This is a genomic window from Alteromonas sp. AWJ4_197, assembly GCF_056160285.1.
Window position 1 is genome coordinate 14,295 of sequence record NZ_JBSWWW010000003.1, and the last position, 18,487, is coordinate 32,781.

The following is an 18,487-nucleotide window of genomic DNA, read 5'->3' on the forward strand; positions in this document are numbered from 1 at the left end:
CGTTCAAGACTATTGTATATAGAAAATGTATTTCATTTAACATTACTATTTATTTCTAATTTTTTACTCTGTATGCGTTTCTTTAACTCATCTTTTATTTTTTCATATTCTAGCACATCATAAACATTATTCATTTCCAACGGATCAACTTCCAAGTCATACAATTCCCACTCATCTATATCATCATAGAAATGGATGAGCTTGTATCTTTCAGTCCGAATACCGTAATGTTTCTTCACCATATGGATAGCTGGATAATCATAGTAATGGTAATAAGCCTCATTGATCCAGTCAGAGGGCTCGCCCTCGATTACTCGCATTGCATTTTTACCCTGCATATCCCGTGGTACATCTATACCCAGCGCGGATAGAATCATAGGTGCATAATCAACATTTTGAACAAAGCTCTCTACTTCCTTTTGTCCATCGATCTTCGCTGGCCACTTCATCAGTAAGGGCGTTCTGAATGACGGTTCGTACATAAAACGTTTATCGAACCAACCAAACTCACCGAGGAAGAACCCCTGATCCGATGTATAGATAACAATCGTGTTTTCAGCGAGTCCGCTTTCTTCAAGATAATCGAGTACTCTTCCTACATTCCTGTCTACTGATTTAATGACAGCGGTATAATCTTGAAGATAGCGTTGAAATTTCCAACTTGTAAGTTCTCTTCCGCTCTTCGGATTTATTATAAAGTCGTCGTTAATTGGCTCGTAGACTTTATTCCACTGGTCTTTTTGCGCTTCTGTTAGCAGAACATAGTTATCTCTGAATTCTTGTTCTGCGTAGTTGAGGAACTCAGTATAATCTGCAGGCAGGTTACGTGGCCAAATTTTGTTATCCATAGATAACGTCATATGACGTGATATTGTCATTTCTGCGCTTTTTGCAGCCGTCCCCCTGCCCGTCTGGTCGTAGAAGAGTGTTTCCGGCTCATCGAACTCTGTATCAGCAAGAATTTTAAGTTCTTCCATCGCGGGCCACCACTGACGGTGTGGTGCCTTGTGCTGGTACATCAGAAAAAAGGGTTTATCCTTGTTCCGCTTTTCAGCAAGAAAGGAGATTGTTTTATCTGTAATTACATCCGTCACATACCCGTCTTCTGTAACCTTACCCGCAGGTGTAAGAAAGTTAGGCTTGTAATAGCGCCCTTGTCCCGGTAAAACTTCCCAGAAATCAAATCCTGTTGGTTCGGATTTTAAATGCCATTTACCATATACCGCTGTCTCATAGCCATTTTGCTGAAGTATTTTCGGAAGCGTTTGCTGAGAACCATCAAATACATCTCCATTTCCGCGAACACCGTTGATATGACTAAATTTACCGGTTAGCGCAACAGCCCTGCTCGGTGAGCAAAGAGAGTTTGTGACGAATACATTTGAAAACCGCACCCCCTCATTGGCAATTCTGTCTATATTTGGTGTAGCAACAACCGAATTCCCATAGGCGCCTATAGCGTTGATCGCGTGGTCATCAGACATGATGAACAATACATTTGGCATCTGCTCGCCGTCTTTTACTCGTGGATAATCAACCCTGTCGACCGGAGGCGTTGGTGGTTGCGGTGCAGGTTCTGTCGGCTCCTGACTATGGGCGTCACCTGACCCGCACGAAACCAGCGTGGTCAACTGAACAATAAGAAAAGCAATTATAACGTCCTTGCGCATTTTGTATTACCTGAATCCCTATTAGTAATTACCACAGAGTTCTTTCATCAAAGGCGTGTACCCCAGTTTTTCAATAAGTTCCCGGTCGATTTGTTCAAGAACCAGCTCAACATCGTTCGCAGAATATTTAGCCATATATTGATTATTTGTATATGTACTCTTATCGAAAGCTTGTTCGCTCATGTAATCTTCATTTACCACCAACTTATCGTTATCGTTGGTTCTCTTAACTTTTCTTTCCGGTACAAAAAAATCTGTTTCCCGCGGTGTAAGACTGAGTTTATGTGCCAGCTTCTTAGTGATGACTTCCGGATATTCAACTAGTGACTCATATCGCACATGGACAAACTCTTTATGCGATGCATAGTTCCAGTTCATAGCATTCCAGTAATCCACAGGAGAGGAAAAACGTAACTGTACCGAATGCGGCTGAGCCTGATCGTGAACAATCAATTTGCTTCTTAAAAAGTCTGAGAAAACATTCGGAGCAATCAGGTTACGTTGAACTTCATTGTGATAGTTAAATAACGACACGAGGAGAGAAAACGGATTTTTAGTGATGTAGAAAGCTGAATCATAGATAAACTTATATTCTGCATTGGAATCCAGCGACATAACCGGCAAAAAACCGTGCTTCCATCCGAAGACATGATTTTTTATTTTACATTCGTAATTACTTTCCAACATGGACTTGGCAAAATTTGTTCCACTGCGGAAACAGCCCATCATCGCAACGTTCTTATTGGCCATAGTGTTGTATTACCTTTTTATCTTCTTCTCATATTCTGCAAGTTTTGCATTGATAAGTGAGCCTTGCGGACGAACTTTTTGCGCTAGCTGCATAAGTTTTTGAGACAGAAAGATGTTTCGGGACTCTAGTTTGATGGCTGATTCCCGGATCTCATTTACAATTGAGGCTGCAAACTCTCCAATTTTCTCTCTGTCATTTATTTCTTTTTGCGCCCCGAAATCAGAAGTGATCAATGGATATGCTTTCGACCTGAAAAACGGCAATAACTGAGGGTACTTCTGTACTATCGCTCTCATTTGCTCAGTGTTTCCATCTCCTGCATTATGTGTGAGGTACAATGCATTATCCTGTGTACCATCAATTGTTGCCATTCCCATACTATCAGCTAGAGGTAATACAGCGACCGGCGTTTTATTCAACAGGCCCATCGCTTTAAACCACAGATCATCGGCATGAGGTGCAACAGACATAAAGACATTAATGTCGCAAGTATCATGGTGAAGAGCACCTGCGGGATAAAATACACCTGCGTACCCAAGAGGTAGAATACAGTAATTTGCAAACGCCTCAGTTTTTCTGTCTAAAAGTGTCCAGTTCGGATAAGGCTCAAAATCACAATCCTGATATTTAATGATACGACCTCTGGAACAAACTATGGCGTCAGGAAAATTTTCTGCACCTTTCATTAACTTCTCAACGAGGTCGCCAGGGTATTCAAAATCGTCATCGATAGTAATGAAAGACTTATCAGGAAATGCGAGGAGACTGGGAACCAGCTTGGTATAACTCCTCATATTTTCACAAAAGTGAATTTCGAATCTTTCTCCGGTGAGTGAGCTTAATTCAGCAGGCAGTTCTTCTTTTTTAAATTCTTCTTTATCAAGCCAAAGAATAATTTTTTCGGGTAATTCGGACTGTCTCAGAACAGACCTTATAGTGCTATGGACAGACTTCAGTCTGGCACCGTAAGTTGTGAGTGTTACGTAAACACCATTGTGGATCTTAGTCATTTAAATAAATTTCTTTTTTCGGCAATAATCTGATCTGCGTATTCACGCAGTTTACTGTTAATTAATTCACCATGAGGCCGTTTTAGTCTCGCATTCATCATAAACCTGAAAGCCTCAAGGAAATCCTTTTTAGATTCAAAATAGAGTGCAATATCCCGAAGATTATCGGCCCCTTTGTCCGTACTTTTCGATGATACCTTGTCTACCAACTGACGGAATTCAGTCATGTCTCTTATCTTATATGAAGCTGTAACTTCGCCTCTGCGCCAGCCCCGAAATAGCCTTTTAATCCCTGAAGCTTCATTTTGCGGCAAAATCCGTAAAGCTCTAAACAATGTTCCAAGATAATGCTCTGGTATCAGGGCTTCCCGGGCCAGTAACTGAATAGTGTTTACCAGTGCAGGCTTAGTGTTTTGCAAGTATAAGAGAATGTCATATATCTGGTTTTCATCAATACGCTGAGCTGTAAATGCTTTTTGAGGGGTAACCGTAATTGATTCAATCATTGGCTCAAGTTCAAGCCCTGCTTGCTTTGAGACATCACCAAGCAGTCGACAAGCCTCAATAACACCTTTCTGATAAATCTCGGGCTTTAGAAACGAAAAATCTCGATTTTTGCCGCTATAAGACTGTAAACATCTATCCAGTTCTGTATGAAAAACCTCTGACGGGAAGTGGTTCATAATCCGCTTAAATTCCACAGCTTCAAAGGAGTATGATTTGTTTATGAACGACTTTTTAACATCAAACTTTTCACCTAATCCAAGTGCATGCAGAAAATCTGAGACAACATCTCCGCCTTTGAAAAAAGTTTTACCGTAAAACCTGACGTCCAGCTCACAGTCGCTCTTTTCTGAAACACTCTGGTAAAGCCTGAGTAGCCTGTCAAATCCGACTCTGGGAACTGAAATAGCCTCAGTATTGTAATGCCTTTTTACTGACTGGTTATAAAGAGACTCGGCACATTCAAGGGGATTCCGCACATAAAAGATATATTTCCCGGAAGTGAAAAAATTGAGAATAGGTTCATAACGTGCAATGAAAGCTTCTGAGGACAATACCAGTGTATGACAGCCAAGTTTGGAAGCTTTTTCCAGCAAGGCCCGCGCTTTAGCTTCTGAGAAACTTAATTTGCCTTTTGAATCATATTCAAAAATGCTCAGTGCATTCCCTGAGCTCACACCGTTCTCATCGACTTTATGTGCAGGGTAGTAGTAGCCATTTTGTAAAAGTTCTGAGTTATGCTGATTCAGCCATTGCTGAATAGCTGAAGAACCTGTCTTACCCGGTCCGACATGAACAACTACTTTCATTTCTGAAAAATTCCCAACTTAAGCGAGCCCGTCATTTCCCGGACGCTGCTCTGTGTTTAAACTCAGAGAGCTTTTGTTTAATAACAGGACCATCAGGGTTCAGCGCATAGGCCATCTCCATTATGCGGATTGCTTCGTGGATGTCCTGAGACGATGCATCAATAGCAAGATCACGCATTAATCTGAAATTATCCGGATTTTGCCTTACCATTTTTGCTCTTTGCTTTGAAAACTCAGCAACTACCTGATGGTGATAAACACCTCTGAACATTTGCATCATAGTAGCGTAATCGGATGACACATATTGTTGAAGTTGGTTTAAAGACTGCTCCAGTCTTGCAAGCACAAAACCTTTTGCCTTCTGTGACACAGAGGATACTTGAGTTCCTGAGTTAAACGCGCTGAAACTCGCTTTATATTTAGCGTATTGCTTTTCGTCTATAACAACTTTGTTGTAATGAGGATCCGGGGTTGGTAGCCCATGCCGGTTTGTTTTATACGGGAATTCATCTCCTGGTCTGCCACGATATAAAAGTGAGATATATTCCTCGATTGAACGGTGTGCACGATGATAAATAAACGCATCCTTCAGGCTTTGCAAATCTTCTCTTACTGCCTGTATGAGGGACTTCCGGTGCGCAAACTCGTTACCATCAACAAGAATATGATGAGGATTCCCATCAAACAATGCCACATGGTGCCTTAGTTCTTTAATTTTAGTGTTCACCGGATACAAGGTTTTAACCAGAGGAGATAAATTCCCTTCCAGTACTTGTGGCAGTGCACTGAATGCCGGCAAATTACCAAGATCATTTAGCCACTCAAAAGAGATAACATCGTCCGGTAAATAATTATCTATAAAATCATGAATGCTCACATCAAAGTTCTGTGGTATCCAAAACTCATCAATGTCTAAAAAGAAGATATGACTATAGCCCCCGGCTTTAAGCAGCTCATCCCATATCTTATTGTAAACAATAAACTGGATCTGACTTTTCGCCTCACCAGGACACTTATCAATCCAGTCAGCACTATGCCATTTAACCTGGGGGTACGATTCACAGATTTTATTTAAAACATCACTTGAATTATCTGAAGTACGGTTTATGAAGATGTCTATTTCATCAAACCCGAAAAAGAGATGATGATGGATCCACTCCGGAAAATAAAAAGCCTCATCTTTAGCGATGGCAACCAGCTTAACTTTCCCTTTTCCTGCGGTATTCTCTCCACTAAATGAAGGTGTAGTTCTTCTGTTAATCAATTTTTTGATTATATTCATTAATTTTTGCATTAATTCTTGGACCTTCAGGTCTTAGTGCCAGGGCTTTCAACATAATTCTTCGTGCTTCGGCGATGGAGTAACTTTCTACCTTAATCGCCAGATCCCTAATAGGCTCAACGCTTTTACCATACCCTGCAACGAGTCTGTCGTGGTATTCACCAATTGCTTTCACAATGCGAGGTTCTGAAACGTTCTTAAATAAACGTAGGATTTGTGAATGATAAACGGGCAAATTTTTTGGTAATGACGCTACAGCATTCTCATAACGTTGCAGTACAAACTCATTCGCTACATCGATTAACGGTTTGAGGTTGCAAGCCTCAACAAATTTCTTGAAAGAAGTGGCATAGTTCTCATAGTCAGAGCCCGGGAATGATATCTCATGTGTAGCTGAAGCTTTATACGGAAGACCAGACCTATTTGTTTTATATGGTACATCGTTCCCCTCAGGATTCCCCCGGTAAAGGTTAGAAACATATTCTATCTCTGACCGGTAGAATCGATGATAAACAAATGCTCCATTATATGTAGAACGAGCTGAATGTTCCTCATTATGCTGCGAGGCAACAAAAGGCTTGCCATCAGCTAACAGATAACTATCTGGCTTTAATAAAGGCTTATGTATTCTTATAGCCCTCAGATTACGGGATAAAGGTACAAGACTTTTTACAACATCTGAACTGTTGCCGGTAAATACAGGCTGTATTTTAGTAAACGGTTGAGTTGACGGAACATCATTCAGCCAGTTAAAAGCTATCGCTTCAACGCGTCCGGTGTTTTCGATAAATGTGGAGATAGTTGATTTTTTATCAACAGGAACCCAAAACTCATCAATATCCAGAAACATAAAATGACTGAATGAAGCATCAGTCGAATTCATACCATCACTTAAAACCATACCGTAAGCGATATGCTGTAGTTTCTTGTGAACACTTCCGGGGATTAAATCAACAAAATCTGCATATCTCCATTTGACCATGGGATAAGCTTGTTTAATCCTCGCGAGCATTTCTTTGCTACAGTCTTTTGTTCTGTTCAGAACGATTTCGATTTCATGAAAACCGAAATACAAATGGTGGTGAATCCATTCTGCAAGATAAGCTCCCTCATCCTTGGCTACAGCGATGAGTTTAACTTTGTTGTAATGCATAATATCCATAGTGACTATTCCCCGAAGTAGGGGTATCTTCCGAAATGGCTAATATGACGCCCCCATTTGAGAATTTCTTCTTCAGTTGGCTTATTAAACTTGTTGATCCCTCTAAAACCAGCGATAGACCATTTATCCAATGGATTTAGAATATGAATATTCTGCAGGCCGAAATCTCCGCAAATCTGTGCATCGGATCTAACGTTATCCCCAACGTGTACGAAAGTTTGCGTTCCTTCATCAACAATTTGCTTTATGTATTGCCACATAGTGCCGGCATCTTTTCGTTTCCTGAGGTCAGAACTGACAAACAAGCGATATGGCACTGCAACACCGATTTTTCTTAGCATCGTTTCGATCTGCTGCTTGGTATAATAGATGTCAGTTACGAACCAAATACTCTTTCCGGCCAAACTAAGTTGCTTGATTATTTCAACGATCTCATCTTTTGGCTCTGACATCTCCAAATCGTATAAAAATTCCTTTTGTAACCAGTCTTCAGTGACTGACTTATCGAGGCACAATTTGACGGAAATTTTATCGTAGACTTCAGTTATACAAACATCACCTTCAAAATTTCTTTCCTGACGGCATTTAAGTTCACATTCATTCCGGACATCAATAAATTCGTGCGGAGACTTAAAGTATCCCTTTTCAGAAAGGGCTTTACCCAATAAGAATTTTGCATAGTCCGGTTCGGTGAATTTTCTTCTTAAAACAGTGTCAAACACGTCAAATGAGACGATATCAAAGTTATTAAGATCGTTAAAAAGCGCTTGTGGCGGCTTATAGTAACTGGTGGAAATGTATGATTTGTCTTTTGTGAATCTGCCTAACGGCGGATAGTAAAAGAACTGTTCAAAACCTTCTTGTTCTGCAAGCAAACCTATAAGCCTTTCCAGCGCGTGCAGTTTACTTCCGTCATTAGGAAGAGGTTCAGCAGGAAAGTCAGTGTACTCATAGTCAGTATTGAGTAGCGGAGCAAGTGCCTTTGGCCTGGCCCAAAACATGCCACCCACGGGGTAATTGATAAAGTTATCTTCAATTGAAATGCCCCATTGATCTACATATTTTTTTGCAAATGGCTTATTGCAAGTCCAGTGATTCACCCATGCCGGCATCATCCAGAAGGATGTAGGGTAATAAATGCCAAGGTGACTATGCTCATCAAAAAGACGGAGCACCGATTTAACAACGTGGTTGTCCTTGAGGAGAAATTGGTTCTGATAATCAAACCACTGAGTTTGCTCACGGCCACTGTACAAAGACTTTTTAGAGTGCACATGGCACATGAGGTCATAGTTAAGCAACTCTTTAGAGAAGTTAACAAGAAAAGGCCCGAAGTTTCTGCCACGGTTTTCACAAACGGCTGTCTTTACAACGTTGACTTTATCTGTCCGTTCAAATTTCTGCCTGGAGATATTTGCAATCTCTTCCGTAGCTGCGGTTACAAACACATCAACAGTAGTTGGAAAGGTCTTTATACACAGAGCGAACTTATCTACAAAGTCCGGATAAAATATATGCAGCACCAATGCAATTTTTTGGCTCTTCCAGTTAGTTGTATCCTTTGGGATAAGGCTGTCTGAAGGTGTCCAGCGATTTATTGCAGCGGAAGATACACGGCCTTCGAACCTTCCATGGTACATGTAATGTACCAGCGGAACTTTACCGGAATGATAAATATCTATATTGCTTCGCAGATAGGTTTCAGTATCAAACATTGACGATGGATTCACGTTGGCGAAACCAGACTTTTGAACATAGTCTTTGAATGCATGATAATCGCTACGGAAATTACCGTAGTGCTCTCTGTACCATACAGGATCGAACAGATTATTTTTCCGGGCATGCAGATAGGCTTTCGTTGCAGAGGGACTAACCAACTTATCAATAGCTGTTTGAAGAGAGCGTATAAGTTTCTTAAGTTTAGTTATCATTATTACATACCGAAAAATTGCAACGAATTGACGTTTCCATAACCTGAAATTGCATCGTCGAATTCAAAAAGTGGCCATGCAGCAGAGGGTAAAAGGTGTCTGCTACTTACATACAAAGAATATAAAGATTCGATCTCTTCCACACTGAAGCTTATATTCTCTTCTTTGAAGTGCCGGATAGCTTCGAGTGTTCCCTCAAATACCAGGTTAAGCTTCACGAAGTTATGTTGCGTGTAATTCCGTTTACCGTAGCAGGGGATAAGGTCTCCATTTGCAGATTCCAGAATGTCTATAAACTGCCCTTCCGGTGACGTAAACAAAGATTCGAGAAACATTGAGCGATCAAGCATTATGTAGCCTTCACCCATTTTTACCTTATCTTTAAAAACATAATACTGGTTAGATGTTAAGCCATTAACAGAGGTATTATCAGAGTCGGTTGTAATAAAATAATAACCATGACTATTATTATTCAATAGAATTGACAGTAGTTTCTGGATCGTTCCTGAATAACCAACATCAAGTAAAAGTGCGTCTTCTAATGTGTCCTGCGTTAGTCCTTTATCAGTGAGATACCGGAGGTAATTGTCTCTTGAACCAGCCACAATTTTACTCACCACATTCAATTCCCGCTGAAGAATTGATTCAACTACTTCGCGATCAGATGGCAAACTAATGTCGCTGTCAGGCTCATTTTCTTTAAGAAACAGTTTTGCTTGCTCCTGACTAAAACCGAACCTGGATACAAAGAAACTTTCAAGTTTACCTTCAAAAGCATGCCCAAGACTGAATTGCCACGATGTAGGATCTGCAATTAAGATTCTGAACAGAAATGTCCTTGATGCAAGCAAATAGGTAGCTTCGATGTCCGGCATGTACGCTTCAATTGCTTGTTTGAAAAGGTAGCCTTCTCTTGCAAGACAGAAAACTTTTTTAGGATTGGTATCTAAGAACTCAGATACCTCTTTTATGTAGCGATAAACAACAGGACCACAAAGATTATAGCCAAACTGTTGTAACGAAATCGATTCCACCATGGATAACAAACTACCTGTCGCTTCTGTCTTAATGAGTCTTTCTGGTAACCAAACATACTATCATTTTAATAATCCAATGTCTCAGTCAGTGGACATGCCGCTTGAGTTAGTAAGTTAGAAAATTGGTTCCATTAGAAACAAAAAACCCCGCTTTCGCGGGGTTTTTTAATATCGATAAATCGATGAAGTAATCTCTTACTCTTCTGTCGCTTCAGCTTCTTCAGAAACTTCAACTTCAGGACGGTCTACCAGTTCAACAAACGCCATAGGAGCGTTGTCGCCTGTACGGAAACCGCATTTCAGAATGCGAGTGTAACCGCCTGGGCGAGCTTCGTAACGAGGACCAAGCTCGTTGAACAGTTTACCTACTACCTCTTTATCACCTGTACGGGCCATAGCCAGACGGCGGTTTGCAACGCTGTCTTGTTTAGCCAGTGTGATTAAAGGCTCGATTACGCGACGTAATTCTTTCGCTTTTGGTAACGTCGTTTTGATCACTTCGTGCTTGACCAGTGAGCCGGCCATGTTTTTGAACATAGCTTGACGATGGCTGCTGTTGCGATTCAACTGACGACCACTCTTACGATGGCGCATAGTTTTATCCTTCTCTACAAATCAGTTTGATAAAAACCTGATTAATCTTTCTCAGCGATGCTCTCTGGTGGCCAGTTTTCCAGGCGCATGCCCAGAGACAATCCACGAGATGCAAGAACATCTTTGATTTCAGTTAGCGATTTCTTACCAAGGTTAGGCGTCTTAAGTAACTCAACCTCAGTACGCTGAACCAGGTCACCAATGTACTGGATAGCTTCTGCTTTCAAACAGTTTGCAGAACGTACAGTTAATTCCAGATCATCAACAGGACGTAACAGAATCGGATCGAATTCCGGCTTCTCTTCTTTCTGAACAGGTTCAGAAACGTCACGCAGATCAACGAAGGCATCTAATTGCTCAGCCAGAATAGTGGCTGCGCGGCGGATCGCTTCTTCAGGATCCAGAGTACCGTTCGTTTCCATATCGATGATCAGTTTGTCTAAGTCTGTGCGTTGTTCAACACGGGCAGACTCAACTGAATAAGCAATACGTTCAACAGGGCTGTATGAAGCATCAACTAACAAACGACCAATTGGACGATCATCTTCCTCGGAGGAGCGACGAGTAGCAGCAGGAATGTAACCACGGCCAGTTTCAACTTTAATGCGCATGCTGATTTCAGCTTCGCCGGTTAAAGTACAGATAACGTGCTCAGGGTTAACGATTTCTACGTCACCGTCATGCTGAATATCACCAGCAACAACAGGGCCAGCGCCAGATTTCACTATTGTCAGGGTTGCCTCAGTTTTACCTTCAAGGCGAACCGCTAAACCTTTCAGATTCAGCAGAATCTCGATTACATCTTCCTGCACACCTTCTTTGGTGCTGTACTCGTGTAATACGCCGTCAATTTCGACCTCAGTTACCGCACATCCAGGCATGGATGACAGTAAGATACGGCGAAGGGCGTTACCCAGAGTGTGGCCAAAGCCGCGCTCCAGTGGTTCCAAAGTTACTTTGGCACGAGTAGGAGAAACGTTTTCGATCTCAACTAATCTCGGTTTCAGGAATTCAGTCACAGAACCCACAATGCTTCCTCTTTAGTTAGCTTTACTTAGAGTAAAGTTCGACGATCAACTGTTCGTTAATTTCAGCAGACAGATCAGTTCTTTCCGGAACGCGCTTGAAAGTGCCTTCCATTTTGCTGTTGTCTACTTCAATCCAGGTTGGCTTCTCACGTTGGTCAGCCAGTTCCAAAGCAGCAACGATACGCGCTTGCTTTTTAGCCTTTTCACGAACAGAAACCACGTCTTCGGCAGAAACGTTAAACGATGGAATGTTCACAACTTGACCATTTACCATGATCGCCTTGTGGCTAACCAGCTGACGTGCTTCTGCACGAGTGCTGGCGAATCCCATACGATAAACTACGTTATCCAGACGCTGCTCAAGAAGTTGCAACAGGTTTTCACCGGTGTTGCCTTTCAGACGGGCAGCTTCTTTATAGTAGTTACGGAATTGTTTTTCCAGAACGCCGTACATACGACGAACTTTTTGCTTTTCACGCAACTGTACACCGTAGTCAGACAGACGGCCACGACGGGCACCGTGCTGACCAGGCGCATTATCGATTTTACACTTAGAATCGATTGCGCGAACGCCGCTTTTCAGGAACAGGTCAGTTCCTTCGCGACGGCTAAGTTTGAGTTTAGGACCCAAATATCTTGCCATGTTCTTTCTCCAACTGTCCGGCGATTAAACGCGACGTTTTTTCGGTGGACGACAACCGTTGTGAGGAATAGGGGTCACATCGGTAATGTTTGTGATCTTATAACCAGTTGCGTTAAGTGCACGGATAGCAGACTCACGGCCTGGACCCGGACCTTTAACGAAAACTTCAAGGTTTTTCAGACCGTAGTCTTGTGCGGCTACGCCAGCACGCTCAGCAGCAACCTGTGCAGCAAAAGGGGTAGATTTACGTGAACCACGGAAACCTGAACCACCTGATGTCGCCCATGCTAATGCATTGCCTTGACGGTCAGTGATAGTCACAATTGTGTTGTTGAAAGACGCATGGATATGAGCCATACCGTCTGCAACCTGACGCTTAGCGCGTTTACGCGTAGTACGAGTAGGTGCTTTTGCCATAACTTAATCTCCCCGCTTACTTCTTAATTGGCTTACGAGGACCTTTACGGGTACGCGCATTAGTTTTAGTGCGCTGACCACGTAGAGGCAAGCTACGACGGTGGCGGATACCACGGAAGCAACCCAGGTCCATCAAACGTTTGATGCTCATAGATACTTCACGACGCAGATCACCTTCAACGGTGAACTTTGCCACTTCTTCACGAAGCTTCTCTACAGTTGCTTCGTCAAGCTCTTTTACTTTTGTTGATTCTGCAACACCAGCGTTAGCACAGATCTCTTTTGCACGAGTTGCGCCTACACCGTAAATCGCTTGAAGCGCGATTACAGTGTGCTTGTGTTCAGGAATGTTAATGCCAGCGATACGGGCCATTAACAGCACTCCTCTTAATTTTAATGTCGACGACCTAAAAAGCCCGATAGGATACTTACCCGACGACAAAATTGCAACTTAAGGTTCATAAAATCGAAATAGAGCAAGCTGAACCCAGTACGAGGTTCAGCTTACATTTCGAATTTTAACCGCGTTTTAGATTAGCCTTGACGCTGCTTATGCTTAGGGTCAGAGCTGCAAATCACACGCACAACACCGTTGCGCTTGATGATTTTACAGTTACGGCAAATCTTCTTTACTGATGCACGAACTTTCATTACATCACTCCGTAGTGCACTAATCTTAGCGGCCGTAGCCTTTCAGATTAGCTTTCTTCAGAACAGACTCATACTGACTGGACATCAGATGTGTCTGCACCTGTGCCATAAAGTCCATGATAACAACCACGATAATCAGAAGCGACGTACCACCGAAGTAGAACGGCACATTCCACGCAATCAACATGAATTCAGGCACTAAACAAATAAAGGTTATGTAAAGTGCGCCAGCCAGAGTCAGACGAGTCATTACCTTATCGATATAACGTGATGTTTGCTCACCCGGACGGATACCAGGAATGAACGCACCGGACTTCTTCAGGTTATCTGCTGTTTCACGCGGATTGAAAACCAGCGCTGTATAGAAGAAGCAGAAGAAGATAATCGCAGTTGCGTATAACATCACGTACAGCGGCTGACCAGGAGAAAGCATTAATGCTACGTCCTGCAACCACGCTGTAGATTCATTCTGACCGAACCAACCAGCAATGGTGGACGGGAACAGAATGATGCTGGATGCGAAGATTGGTGGAATAACACCAGCCATGTTCACTTTCAGCGGTAAGTGTGTGCTTTGCGCTGCAAAAACCTTACGGCCCTGCTGACGCTTAGCATAGTTCACAACAATACGACGCTGGGCACGTTCTACGAACACTACCAGGTAAATCAGGCCGATGACAATCACGCCAATCAACATCAGGAACAACAGATTAATGTCGCCCTGTCTTGCTTGTTCCGCTGTCTGACCAATCGCTGTTGGCAGACCGGCAACAATACCAGCAAAAATCAATATCGAGATACCGTTACCGATACCACGTTCAGTAATTTGCTCACCTAACCACATCAGGAACATCGTTCCTGTGACTAAGCTAACTACCGCTGTAAAGTAGAATCCGAAGCCAGGGTTTATAACCAAACCATTAATCAGGTTAGGCAGGTTCGTCGCGATTCCAATAGATTGGAACGTGGCCAGTACCAGCGTCAAATAACGCGTATACTGACTGATTTTACGACGGCCTGCTTCGCCTTCTTTTTTAAGCTCCATCATCGGTGGATGAACCACCGTGAGCAACTGCATAATAATTGATGCAGTAATGTATGGCATAATGCCCAAAGCCAGAACGGATGCACGCTCAAGCGCACCACCGGAGAACATGTTGAACATTTCTACGATGGTACCTTTTTGTTGCTCAAACAACTCAGCAAGAACTGCCGCATCGATGCCAGGAAGAGGCACATAAGAGCCCAGTCTGAATACGACGATCGCACCTAGTACGAACAACAACCTTGACTTCAGCTCACTCAAGCCGCTTTTCGCGCCTGAATCCAATCCTGGTTTAGCCATCTAGCTTATTCCTCTACTTTACCGCCGGCGGCTTCAATCGCTGCAAGAGCGCCTTTAGTAACCTTTAACCCGCTAACTGTAACAGCGCGCGATACTTCGCCGCTCTTAACTACTTTAACGAACTGCACGTCTTTCTTAACAAGACCAGCAGCTTTTAAAGAGTCCAGAGAAACCGTATCACCTTCAACCTTAGCGATTTCAGTCAGAGTTACCTGATCGGTAACAAAGCTCTTACGAGAGGTGAAACCAAACTTAGGCAGACGGCGCTGAATTGGCATCTGACCACCTTCAAAGCCTTGTCTGATGGAACCGCCTGAACGGCTGGTTTGGCCTTTGTGACCACGGCCACCGGTTTTACCCAGACCTGAACCAATACCACGACCTACACGCTTAGCTGCTGGTTTTGAACCTTCTGCAGGAGAAATTGTATTTAAACGCATGTCTTACTCCTCCACGATCTCAACCATGTAATATACACGGTTGATCATGCCACGTACTGCTGGGGTATCTTCCAGTTCACGGACATGGTTGATTTTACGAAGACCTAAGCCTTTAAGCGTCGCTTTGTGCTTTGGCAGACGGCCAATTGCACTTTTAGTTTGCTTTACTTTAATCGTTGCCATGTCTGATTACCCCAAAATTTCTTCTACAGACAATCCACGCTTCGCTGCAATACCCGCTGGAGAGTTCATCTCAGTCAGCGCGTTTACTGTTGCACGAACAACGTTGATTGGGTTTGTAGAGCCGTAGCATTTTGAAAGTACGTTCTGTACACCAGCTACTTCAAGTACTGCACGCATCGCACCACCGGCAATGATACCGGTACCTTCAGATGCAGGCTGCATGTAAACTTTAGAGCCAGAGTGACGACCTTTAATTGGGTGCTGCAACGTGTGACCGTTCAGGTCTACGTTAACCATGTTGCGACGCGCTTTTTCCATCGCTTTTTGGATAGCAGCAGGCACTTCACGTGCTTTACCGTAACCAAAACCAACACGGCCATTGCCGTCACCAACTACAGTCAGTGCAGTGAAACTAAAGATACGACCACCTTTAACCACTTTAGAAACGCGGTTTACAGCGATCAATTTCTCTAAAAATTCACCGTTTTGAACTTCTTGTTTAGCCATTATTCTTCACTCCTAGAACTGAAGACCAGCTTCGCGAGCTGCATCAGCTAATGCTTTTACGCGACCGTGGTATTTAAAACCGCTGCGATCGAAAGCAACAACTTTGATGCCTTTTTCGATTGCACGCTCGGCGATAGCTTTACCCACTGCCGCAGCTGCTTCTGCATTACCAGTTGCTTTCAGATCTGCTGCCAGACCTTTTTCAACGGTAGAAGCCGCCGCCAGTACCTCAGAACCGCTAGGCGCGATTAACTGGGCATAGATGTGGCGAGGTGTACGGTTAATTACCAGGCGATGCGCGGCCAATTCACGGATTTTAGCGCGTGCGCGAGTTGCGCGACGTAAACGTGATGTTTTCTTATCCATCGTATCACCCACCTACTTTTTCTTAGCTTCTTTACGACGAACGTTTTCATCAGCATAACGAACACCTTTACCTTTGTAAGGCTCTGGTGGACGGTAGCCGCGAATGTTTGCCGCAACCTGACCTACAACCTGCTTATCCGCGCCTTTAACGAGGATTTCAGTTTGTGTAGGAGTTTCAACTGTAATGCCTTCAGGCATTTCATAAACTACAGGGTGTGAGAAACCTAAAGTCAGGTTCAGTTTGGCACCTTGTGCTTGTGCACGGTAACCAACACCTTGCAACTGCAGTTTTTTCTCGAAACCTTCAGATACACCCAGGACCATACCGTTCAACAGCGCGCGCGCAGTACCAGCCTGAGCCCATGCATCAGCAAAACCTTCACGAGGAAGTGCTTTCAGCTGGTTCTCTTCTTGTACAACTTCAACAGCGTCGTTGAATACACGTACCAGTGTACCTTTACTACCCTTAACAGTAACTTCCTGACCGTTGATTTTAACTTCAACGCCAGATGCTACGTTAACAGGGGCTTTTGCTACTCGTGACATTTCAACTCCTCCGATTACGCTACATAACCGATGATCTCACCGCCCATGCCTGCTTTACGCGCAGCACGGTCAGTCATCACACCTTTAGAAGTTGACACGATAGCAACGCCTAAACCACCCATTACTTTTGGCAGCTCATCTTTTTTCTTATAGATGCGCAGACCAGGACGGCTTACACGTTCAATTGTGTCGATTACTTGCTTACCTTCGAAGTACTTAAGAGTAACTTCTAAAGTAGGCTTAACGTCACCAGAAGCAGCGAAGTCAGTGATATAACCTTCAGCTTTCAGTACTTCACAGATTGCTACGCGAAGTTTTGAAGAAGGCATAACAACAGAAACTTTCTGTGCCATCTGGCCGTTACGGATGCGGGTAAACATATCCGCGATAGGATCTTGCATGCTCATTTTTAGCTACTCCTTACCAGCTGGCTTTTTTCAGGCCAGGGACTTCACCGCGCATCGCTGCTTCACGCAACTTGATACGGCTCAGACCGAACTTACGTAGGAAACCGTGTGGACGGCCAGTAACGCGGCAGCGGTTTTGCTGACGAGATTTAGCACTGTCACGTGGCAGTTGTTGTAGCTTCAGAACAGCATCCCAACGCTCTTCTTCAGAGGCGTTAACATCGCTGATAATCGCTTTAAGTGCGGCACGTTTTTCAGCATACTTAGCGACAAGCTTTGCACGCTTTACTTCACGGGCCTTCATTGATTCTTTTGCCATAACCCTACACCCCTTATTTTTTGAATGGGAAGTTGAACGCGGTCAACAGAGCACGTGCTTCATCATCAGTTTTTGCACTGGTAGTGATAGTGATATCCATACCGCGTACTTTATCCACTTTATCGAAATCGATTTCAGGGAAGATGATTTGTTCACGAACGCCCATGCTGTAGTTTCCACGACCGTCAAAAGATTTTGAACTCAGGCCACGGAAGTCGCGGATACGAGGAATTGCGATTGAAATCAAACGCTCTAAGAATTCCCACATACGCTCGCCACGCAGGGTTACTTTACAGCCAATCGGATAACCTTCACGGATTTTAAAACCCGCAACAGATTTACGCGCAACGGTAACAATAGGTTTTTGACCTGCGATAGCAGCCATATCGGCAGTCGCATTCTCAAGAACTTTCTTGTCAGCTACGGCTTCACCTAAACCCATGTTTAAGGTGATTTTTTCAATCCGAGGGACTTGCATGACGCTTTGGTAACTGAACTGCTTAGCAAGGTCAGCTACTACCGTTTCTTTATAGAAATCATGCAGTTTCGCCATCGTACTCTCCAATTAATTAAACAAGTTCACCGTTAGACTTAAAGAAACGAACTTTCTTACCGTCTTCAGTACGGAAACCAATACGGTCAGCTTTACCCGTAGCAGGGTTAACTACCGCAACATTAGAAACGTGCAGAGATGCTTCTTTCTCAACAATACCGCCAGCTACGCCCATATGAGGGTTTGGCTTCTGGTGCTTCTTGACAAGGTTTACACCTTCTACAACTACACGGTCTTCAGATACCAGCACTTTCAGGACTTTGCCTTGTTTGCCTTTATCTTTACCCGCTAATACGACTACTTCATCATCACGACGAATTTTTCTAGCCATT

At 43.4% G+C, this 18,487-nt stretch carries 24 protein-coding genes; all 24 read right to left on the minus strand.

All coding sequences use genetic code 11. The features are described 5' to 3' along the window. Positions 1–32: 32 nt before the first annotated feature. A complete protein-coding gene (locus ACXAGC_RS06615) occupies positions 33–1,670 on the minus strand; it encodes a sulfatase family protein (RefSeq protein WP_474843495.1) in 1,638 nt (545 codons plus the stop codon). A 21-nt stretch (positions 1,671–1,691) separates the two neighbouring features. Beyond that, a complete protein-coding gene (locus tag ACXAGC_RS06620) occupies positions 1,692–2,420 on the minus strand; it encodes a hypothetical protein (protein ID WP_474843497.1) in 729 nt (242 codons plus the stop codon). Positions 2,421–2,429: 9 nt separating this feature from the next. Then, on the minus strand, positions 2,430–3,431 hold the full coding sequence (locus ACXAGC_RS06625) for a glycosyltransferase family protein (RefSeq protein WP_474843499.1): 1,002 nt from the start codon (positions 3,429–3,431) through the stop codon (positions 2,430–2,432). Next, a complete protein-coding gene (locus tag ACXAGC_RS06630) occupies positions 3,428–4,744 on the minus strand; it encodes a hypothetical protein (RefSeq protein ID WP_474843501.1) in 1,317 nt (438 codons plus the stop codon). Before ACXAGC_RS06630 ends, ACXAGC_RS06625 begins: the two co-directional genes overlap by 4 nt. Before the next feature lie 31 nt (positions 4,745–4,775). Then, positions 4,776–6,038, minus strand: coding sequence for a glycosyltransferase family 2 protein (locus ACXAGC_RS06635; RefSeq protein WP_474843503.1), 1,263 nt, complete (start codon positions 6,036–6,038; stop codon positions 4,776–4,778). Beyond that, a complete protein-coding gene (locus ACXAGC_RS06640; RefSeq protein WP_474843504.1) occupies positions 6,001–7,188 on the minus strand; it encodes a glycosyltransferase family 2 protein in 1,188 nt (395 codons plus the stop codon). Before ACXAGC_RS06640 ends, ACXAGC_RS06635 begins: the two co-directional genes overlap by 38 nt. Before the next feature lie 5 nt (positions 7,189–7,193). Beyond that, the gene (locus ACXAGC_RS06645; protein WP_474843506.1) at positions 7,194–9,119 is read right to left on the minus strand and encodes a rhamnan synthesis F family protein; all 1,926 of its coding nucleotides are present in this window, start codon (positions 9,117–9,119) and stop codon (positions 7,194–7,196) included. Between the two features lie 2 nt (positions 9,120–9,121). Further along, positions 9,122–10,156, minus strand: a complete 1,035-nt coding sequence (locus tag ACXAGC_RS06650) for an HAD family hydrolase (RefSeq protein WP_474843508.1) — start codon at positions 10,154–10,156, stop codon at positions 9,122–9,124. Between the two features lie 195 nt (positions 10,157–10,351). Continuing rightward, entirely contained in the window at positions 10,352–10,750 is a 399-nt protein-coding gene (gene rplQ / locus ACXAGC_RS06655; RefSeq protein WP_119499877.1) for a 50S ribosomal protein L17, read from the minus strand. 41 nt (positions 10,751–10,791) lie between these two features. Continuing rightward, a complete protein-coding gene (locus ACXAGC_RS06660; RefSeq protein ID WP_119499876.1) occupies positions 10,792–11,781 on the minus strand; it encodes a DNA-directed RNA polymerase subunit alpha in 990 nt (329 codons plus the stop codon). Between the two features lie 19 nt (positions 11,782–11,800). Next, positions 11,801–12,421 carry a 30S ribosomal protein S4 gene (gene rpsD, locus ACXAGC_RS06665; protein WP_119499875.1) on the minus strand — a complete coding sequence of 207 codons (621 nt, stop codon included), beginning with the start codon at positions 12,419–12,421 and terminating at the stop codon, positions 11,801–11,803. A 24-nt stretch (positions 12,422–12,445) separates the two neighbouring features. Then, positions 12,446–12,838 (minus strand): 30S ribosomal protein S11, encoded by a 393-nt coding sequence (gene rpsK / locus ACXAGC_RS06670; protein ID WP_070125761.1) that lies wholly within the window; start codon positions 12,836–12,838, stop codon positions 12,446–12,448. A gap of 16 nt (positions 12,839–12,854) precedes the next feature. Further along, the gene (rpsM, locus tag ACXAGC_RS06675; RefSeq protein WP_119499874.1) at positions 12,855–13,211 is read right to left on the minus strand and encodes a 30S ribosomal protein S13; all 357 of its coding nucleotides are present in this window, start codon (positions 13,209–13,211) and stop codon (positions 12,855–12,857) included. A gap of 161 nt (positions 13,212–13,372) precedes the next feature. Next, on the minus strand, positions 13,373–13,489 hold the full coding sequence (gene rpmJ / locus ACXAGC_RS06680) for a 50S ribosomal protein L36 (RefSeq protein WP_073325329.1): 117 nt from the start codon (positions 13,487–13,489) through the stop codon (positions 13,373–13,375). Positions 13,490–13,514: 25 nt separating this feature from the next. Continuing rightward, positions 13,515–14,834, minus strand: coding sequence for a preprotein translocase subunit SecY (gene secY / locus ACXAGC_RS06685; protein WP_119499873.1), 1,320 nt, complete (start codon positions 14,832–14,834; stop codon positions 13,515–13,517). Between the two features lie 5 nt (positions 14,835–14,839). After that, positions 14,840–15,274, minus strand: coding sequence for a 50S ribosomal protein L15 (rplO, locus tag ACXAGC_RS06690; RefSeq protein ID WP_474843511.1), 435 nt, complete (start codon positions 15,272–15,274; stop codon positions 14,840–14,842). Between the two features lie 3 nt (positions 15,275–15,277). Then, positions 15,278–15,457: a 50S ribosomal protein L30 gene (gene rpmD / locus ACXAGC_RS06695; protein ID WP_014950907.1), complete on the minus strand. Its 180-nt coding sequence runs from the start codon at positions 15,455–15,457 to the stop codon at positions 15,278–15,280. Positions 15,458–15,463: 6 nt separating this feature from the next. Next, a complete protein-coding gene (gene rpsE, locus ACXAGC_RS06700) occupies positions 15,464–15,964 on the minus strand; it encodes a 30S ribosomal protein S5 (RefSeq protein WP_119499871.1) in 501 nt (166 codons plus the stop codon). 12 nt (positions 15,965–15,976) lie between these two features. Then, entirely contained in the window at positions 15,977–16,330 is a 354-nt protein-coding gene (rplR, locus tag ACXAGC_RS06705) for a 50S ribosomal protein L18 (protein ID WP_119503270.1), read from the minus strand. Positions 16,331–16,342: 12 nt separating this feature from the next. After that, entirely contained in the window at positions 16,343–16,876 is a 534-nt protein-coding gene (gene rplF / locus ACXAGC_RS06710; protein WP_474843514.1) for a 50S ribosomal protein L6, read from the minus strand. A 14-nt stretch (positions 16,877–16,890) separates the two neighbouring features. Further along, the gene (gene rpsH, locus ACXAGC_RS06715; RefSeq protein ID WP_119499869.1) at positions 16,891–17,283 is read right to left on the minus strand and encodes a 30S ribosomal protein S8; all 393 of its coding nucleotides are present in this window, start codon (positions 17,281–17,283) and stop codon (positions 16,891–16,893) included. Positions 17,284–17,296: 13 nt separating this feature from the next. Beyond that, positions 17,297–17,602, minus strand: coding sequence for a 30S ribosomal protein S14 (gene rpsN, locus ACXAGC_RS06720; protein WP_070125769.1), 306 nt, complete (start codon positions 17,600–17,602; stop codon positions 17,297–17,299). Positions 17,603–17,615: 13 nt separating this feature from the next. Then, positions 17,616–18,155, minus strand: a complete 540-nt coding sequence (gene rplE, locus ACXAGC_RS06725) for a 50S ribosomal protein L5 (protein WP_119499868.1) — start codon at positions 18,153–18,155, stop codon at positions 17,616–17,618. A 16-nt stretch (positions 18,156–18,171) separates the two neighbouring features. Further along, a complete protein-coding gene (gene rplX, locus ACXAGC_RS06730; RefSeq protein ID WP_119499867.1) occupies positions 18,172–18,486 on the minus strand; it encodes a 50S ribosomal protein L24 in 315 nt (104 codons plus the stop codon). Position 18,487 lies beyond the last annotated feature (1 nt).

Excerpts from the sequence above, each read along its gene's own strand:
- ACXAGC_RS06615 (WP_474843495.1), bottom strand. The coding sequence starts at position 1,670 with ATGCGCAAGGACGTTATAATTGCTTTTCTTATTGTTCAGTTGACCACG.
- ACXAGC_RS06620 (WP_474843497.1), bottom strand. The coding sequence starts at position 2,420 with ATGGCCAATAAGAACGTTGCGATGATGGGCTGTTTCCGCAGTGGAACA.
- ACXAGC_RS06625 (WP_474843499.1), bottom strand. The coding sequence starts at position 3,431 with ATGACTAAGATCCACAATGGTGTTTACGTAACACTCACAACTTACGGT.
- ACXAGC_RS06630 (WP_474843501.1), bottom strand. The coding sequence starts at position 4,744 with ATGAAAGTAGTTGTTCATGTCGGACCGGGTAAGACAGGTTCTTCAGCT.
- ACXAGC_RS06635 (WP_474843503.1), bottom strand. The coding sequence starts at position 6,038 with ATGCAAAAATTAATGAATATAATCAAAAAATTGATTAACAGAAGAACT.
- ACXAGC_RS06640 (WP_474843504.1), bottom strand. The coding sequence starts at position 7,188 with ATGGATATTATGCATTACAACAAAGTTAAACTCATCGCTGTAGCCAAG.
- ACXAGC_RS06645 (WP_474843506.1), bottom strand. The coding sequence starts at position 9,119 with ATGATAACTAAACTTAAGAAACTTATACGCTCTCTTCAAACAGCTATT.
- ACXAGC_RS06650 (WP_474843508.1), bottom strand. The coding sequence starts at position 10,156 with ATGGTGGAATCGATTTCGTTACAACAGTTTGGCTATAATCTTTGTGGT.
- rplQ (WP_119499877.1), bottom strand. The coding sequence starts at position 10,750 with ATGCGCCATCGTAAGAGTGGTCGTCAGTTGAATCGCAACAGCAGCCAT.
- rpsD (WP_119499875.1), bottom strand. The coding sequence starts at position 12,421 with ATGGCAAGATATTTGGGTCCTAAACTCAAACTTAGCCGTCGCGAAGGA.
- rpsK (WP_070125761.1), bottom strand. The coding sequence starts at position 12,838 with ATGGCAAAAGCACCTACTCGTACTACGCGTAAACGCGCTAAGCGTCAG.
- rpsM (WP_119499874.1), bottom strand. The coding sequence starts at position 13,211 with ATGGCCCGTATCGCTGGCATTAACATTCCTGAACACAAGCACACTGTA.
- rpmJ (WP_073325329.1), bottom strand. The coding sequence starts at position 13,489 with ATGAAAGTTCGTGCATCAGTAAAGAAGATTTGCCGTAACTGTAAAATC.
- secY (WP_119499873.1), bottom strand. The coding sequence starts at position 14,834 with ATGGCTAAACCAGGATTGGATTCAGGCGCGAAAAGCGGCTTGAGTGAG.
- rplO (WP_474843511.1), bottom strand. The coding sequence starts at position 15,274 with ATGCGTTTAAATACAATTTCTCCTGCAGAAGGTTCAAAACCAGCAGCT.
- rpmD (WP_014950907.1), bottom strand. The coding sequence starts at position 15,457 with ATGGCAACGATTAAAGTAAAGCAAACTAAAAGTGCAATTGGCCGTCTG.
- rpsE (WP_119499871.1), bottom strand. The coding sequence starts at position 15,964 with ATGGCTAAACAAGAAGTTCAAAACGGTGAATTTTTAGAGAAATTGATC.
- rplR (WP_119503270.1), bottom strand. The coding sequence starts at position 16,330 with ATGGATAAGAAAACATCACGTTTACGTCGCGCAACTCGCGCACGCGCT.
- rplF (WP_474843514.1), bottom strand. The coding sequence starts at position 16,876 with ATGTCACGAGTAGCAAAAGCCCCTGTTAACGTAGCATCTGGCGTTGAA.
- rpsH (WP_119499869.1), bottom strand. The coding sequence starts at position 17,283 with ATGAGCATGCAAGATCCTATCGCGGATATGTTTACCCGCATCCGTAAC.
- rpsN (WP_070125769.1), bottom strand. The coding sequence starts at position 17,602 with ATGGCAAAAGAATCAATGAAGGCCCGTGAAGTAAAGCGTGCAAAGCTT.
- rplE (WP_119499868.1), bottom strand. The coding sequence starts at position 18,155 with ATGGCGAAACTGCATGATTTCTATAAAGAAACGGTAGTAGCTGACCTT.
- rplX (WP_119499867.1), bottom strand. The coding sequence starts at position 18,486 with ATGGCTAGAAAAATTCGTCGTGATGATGAAGTAGTCGTATTAGCGGGT.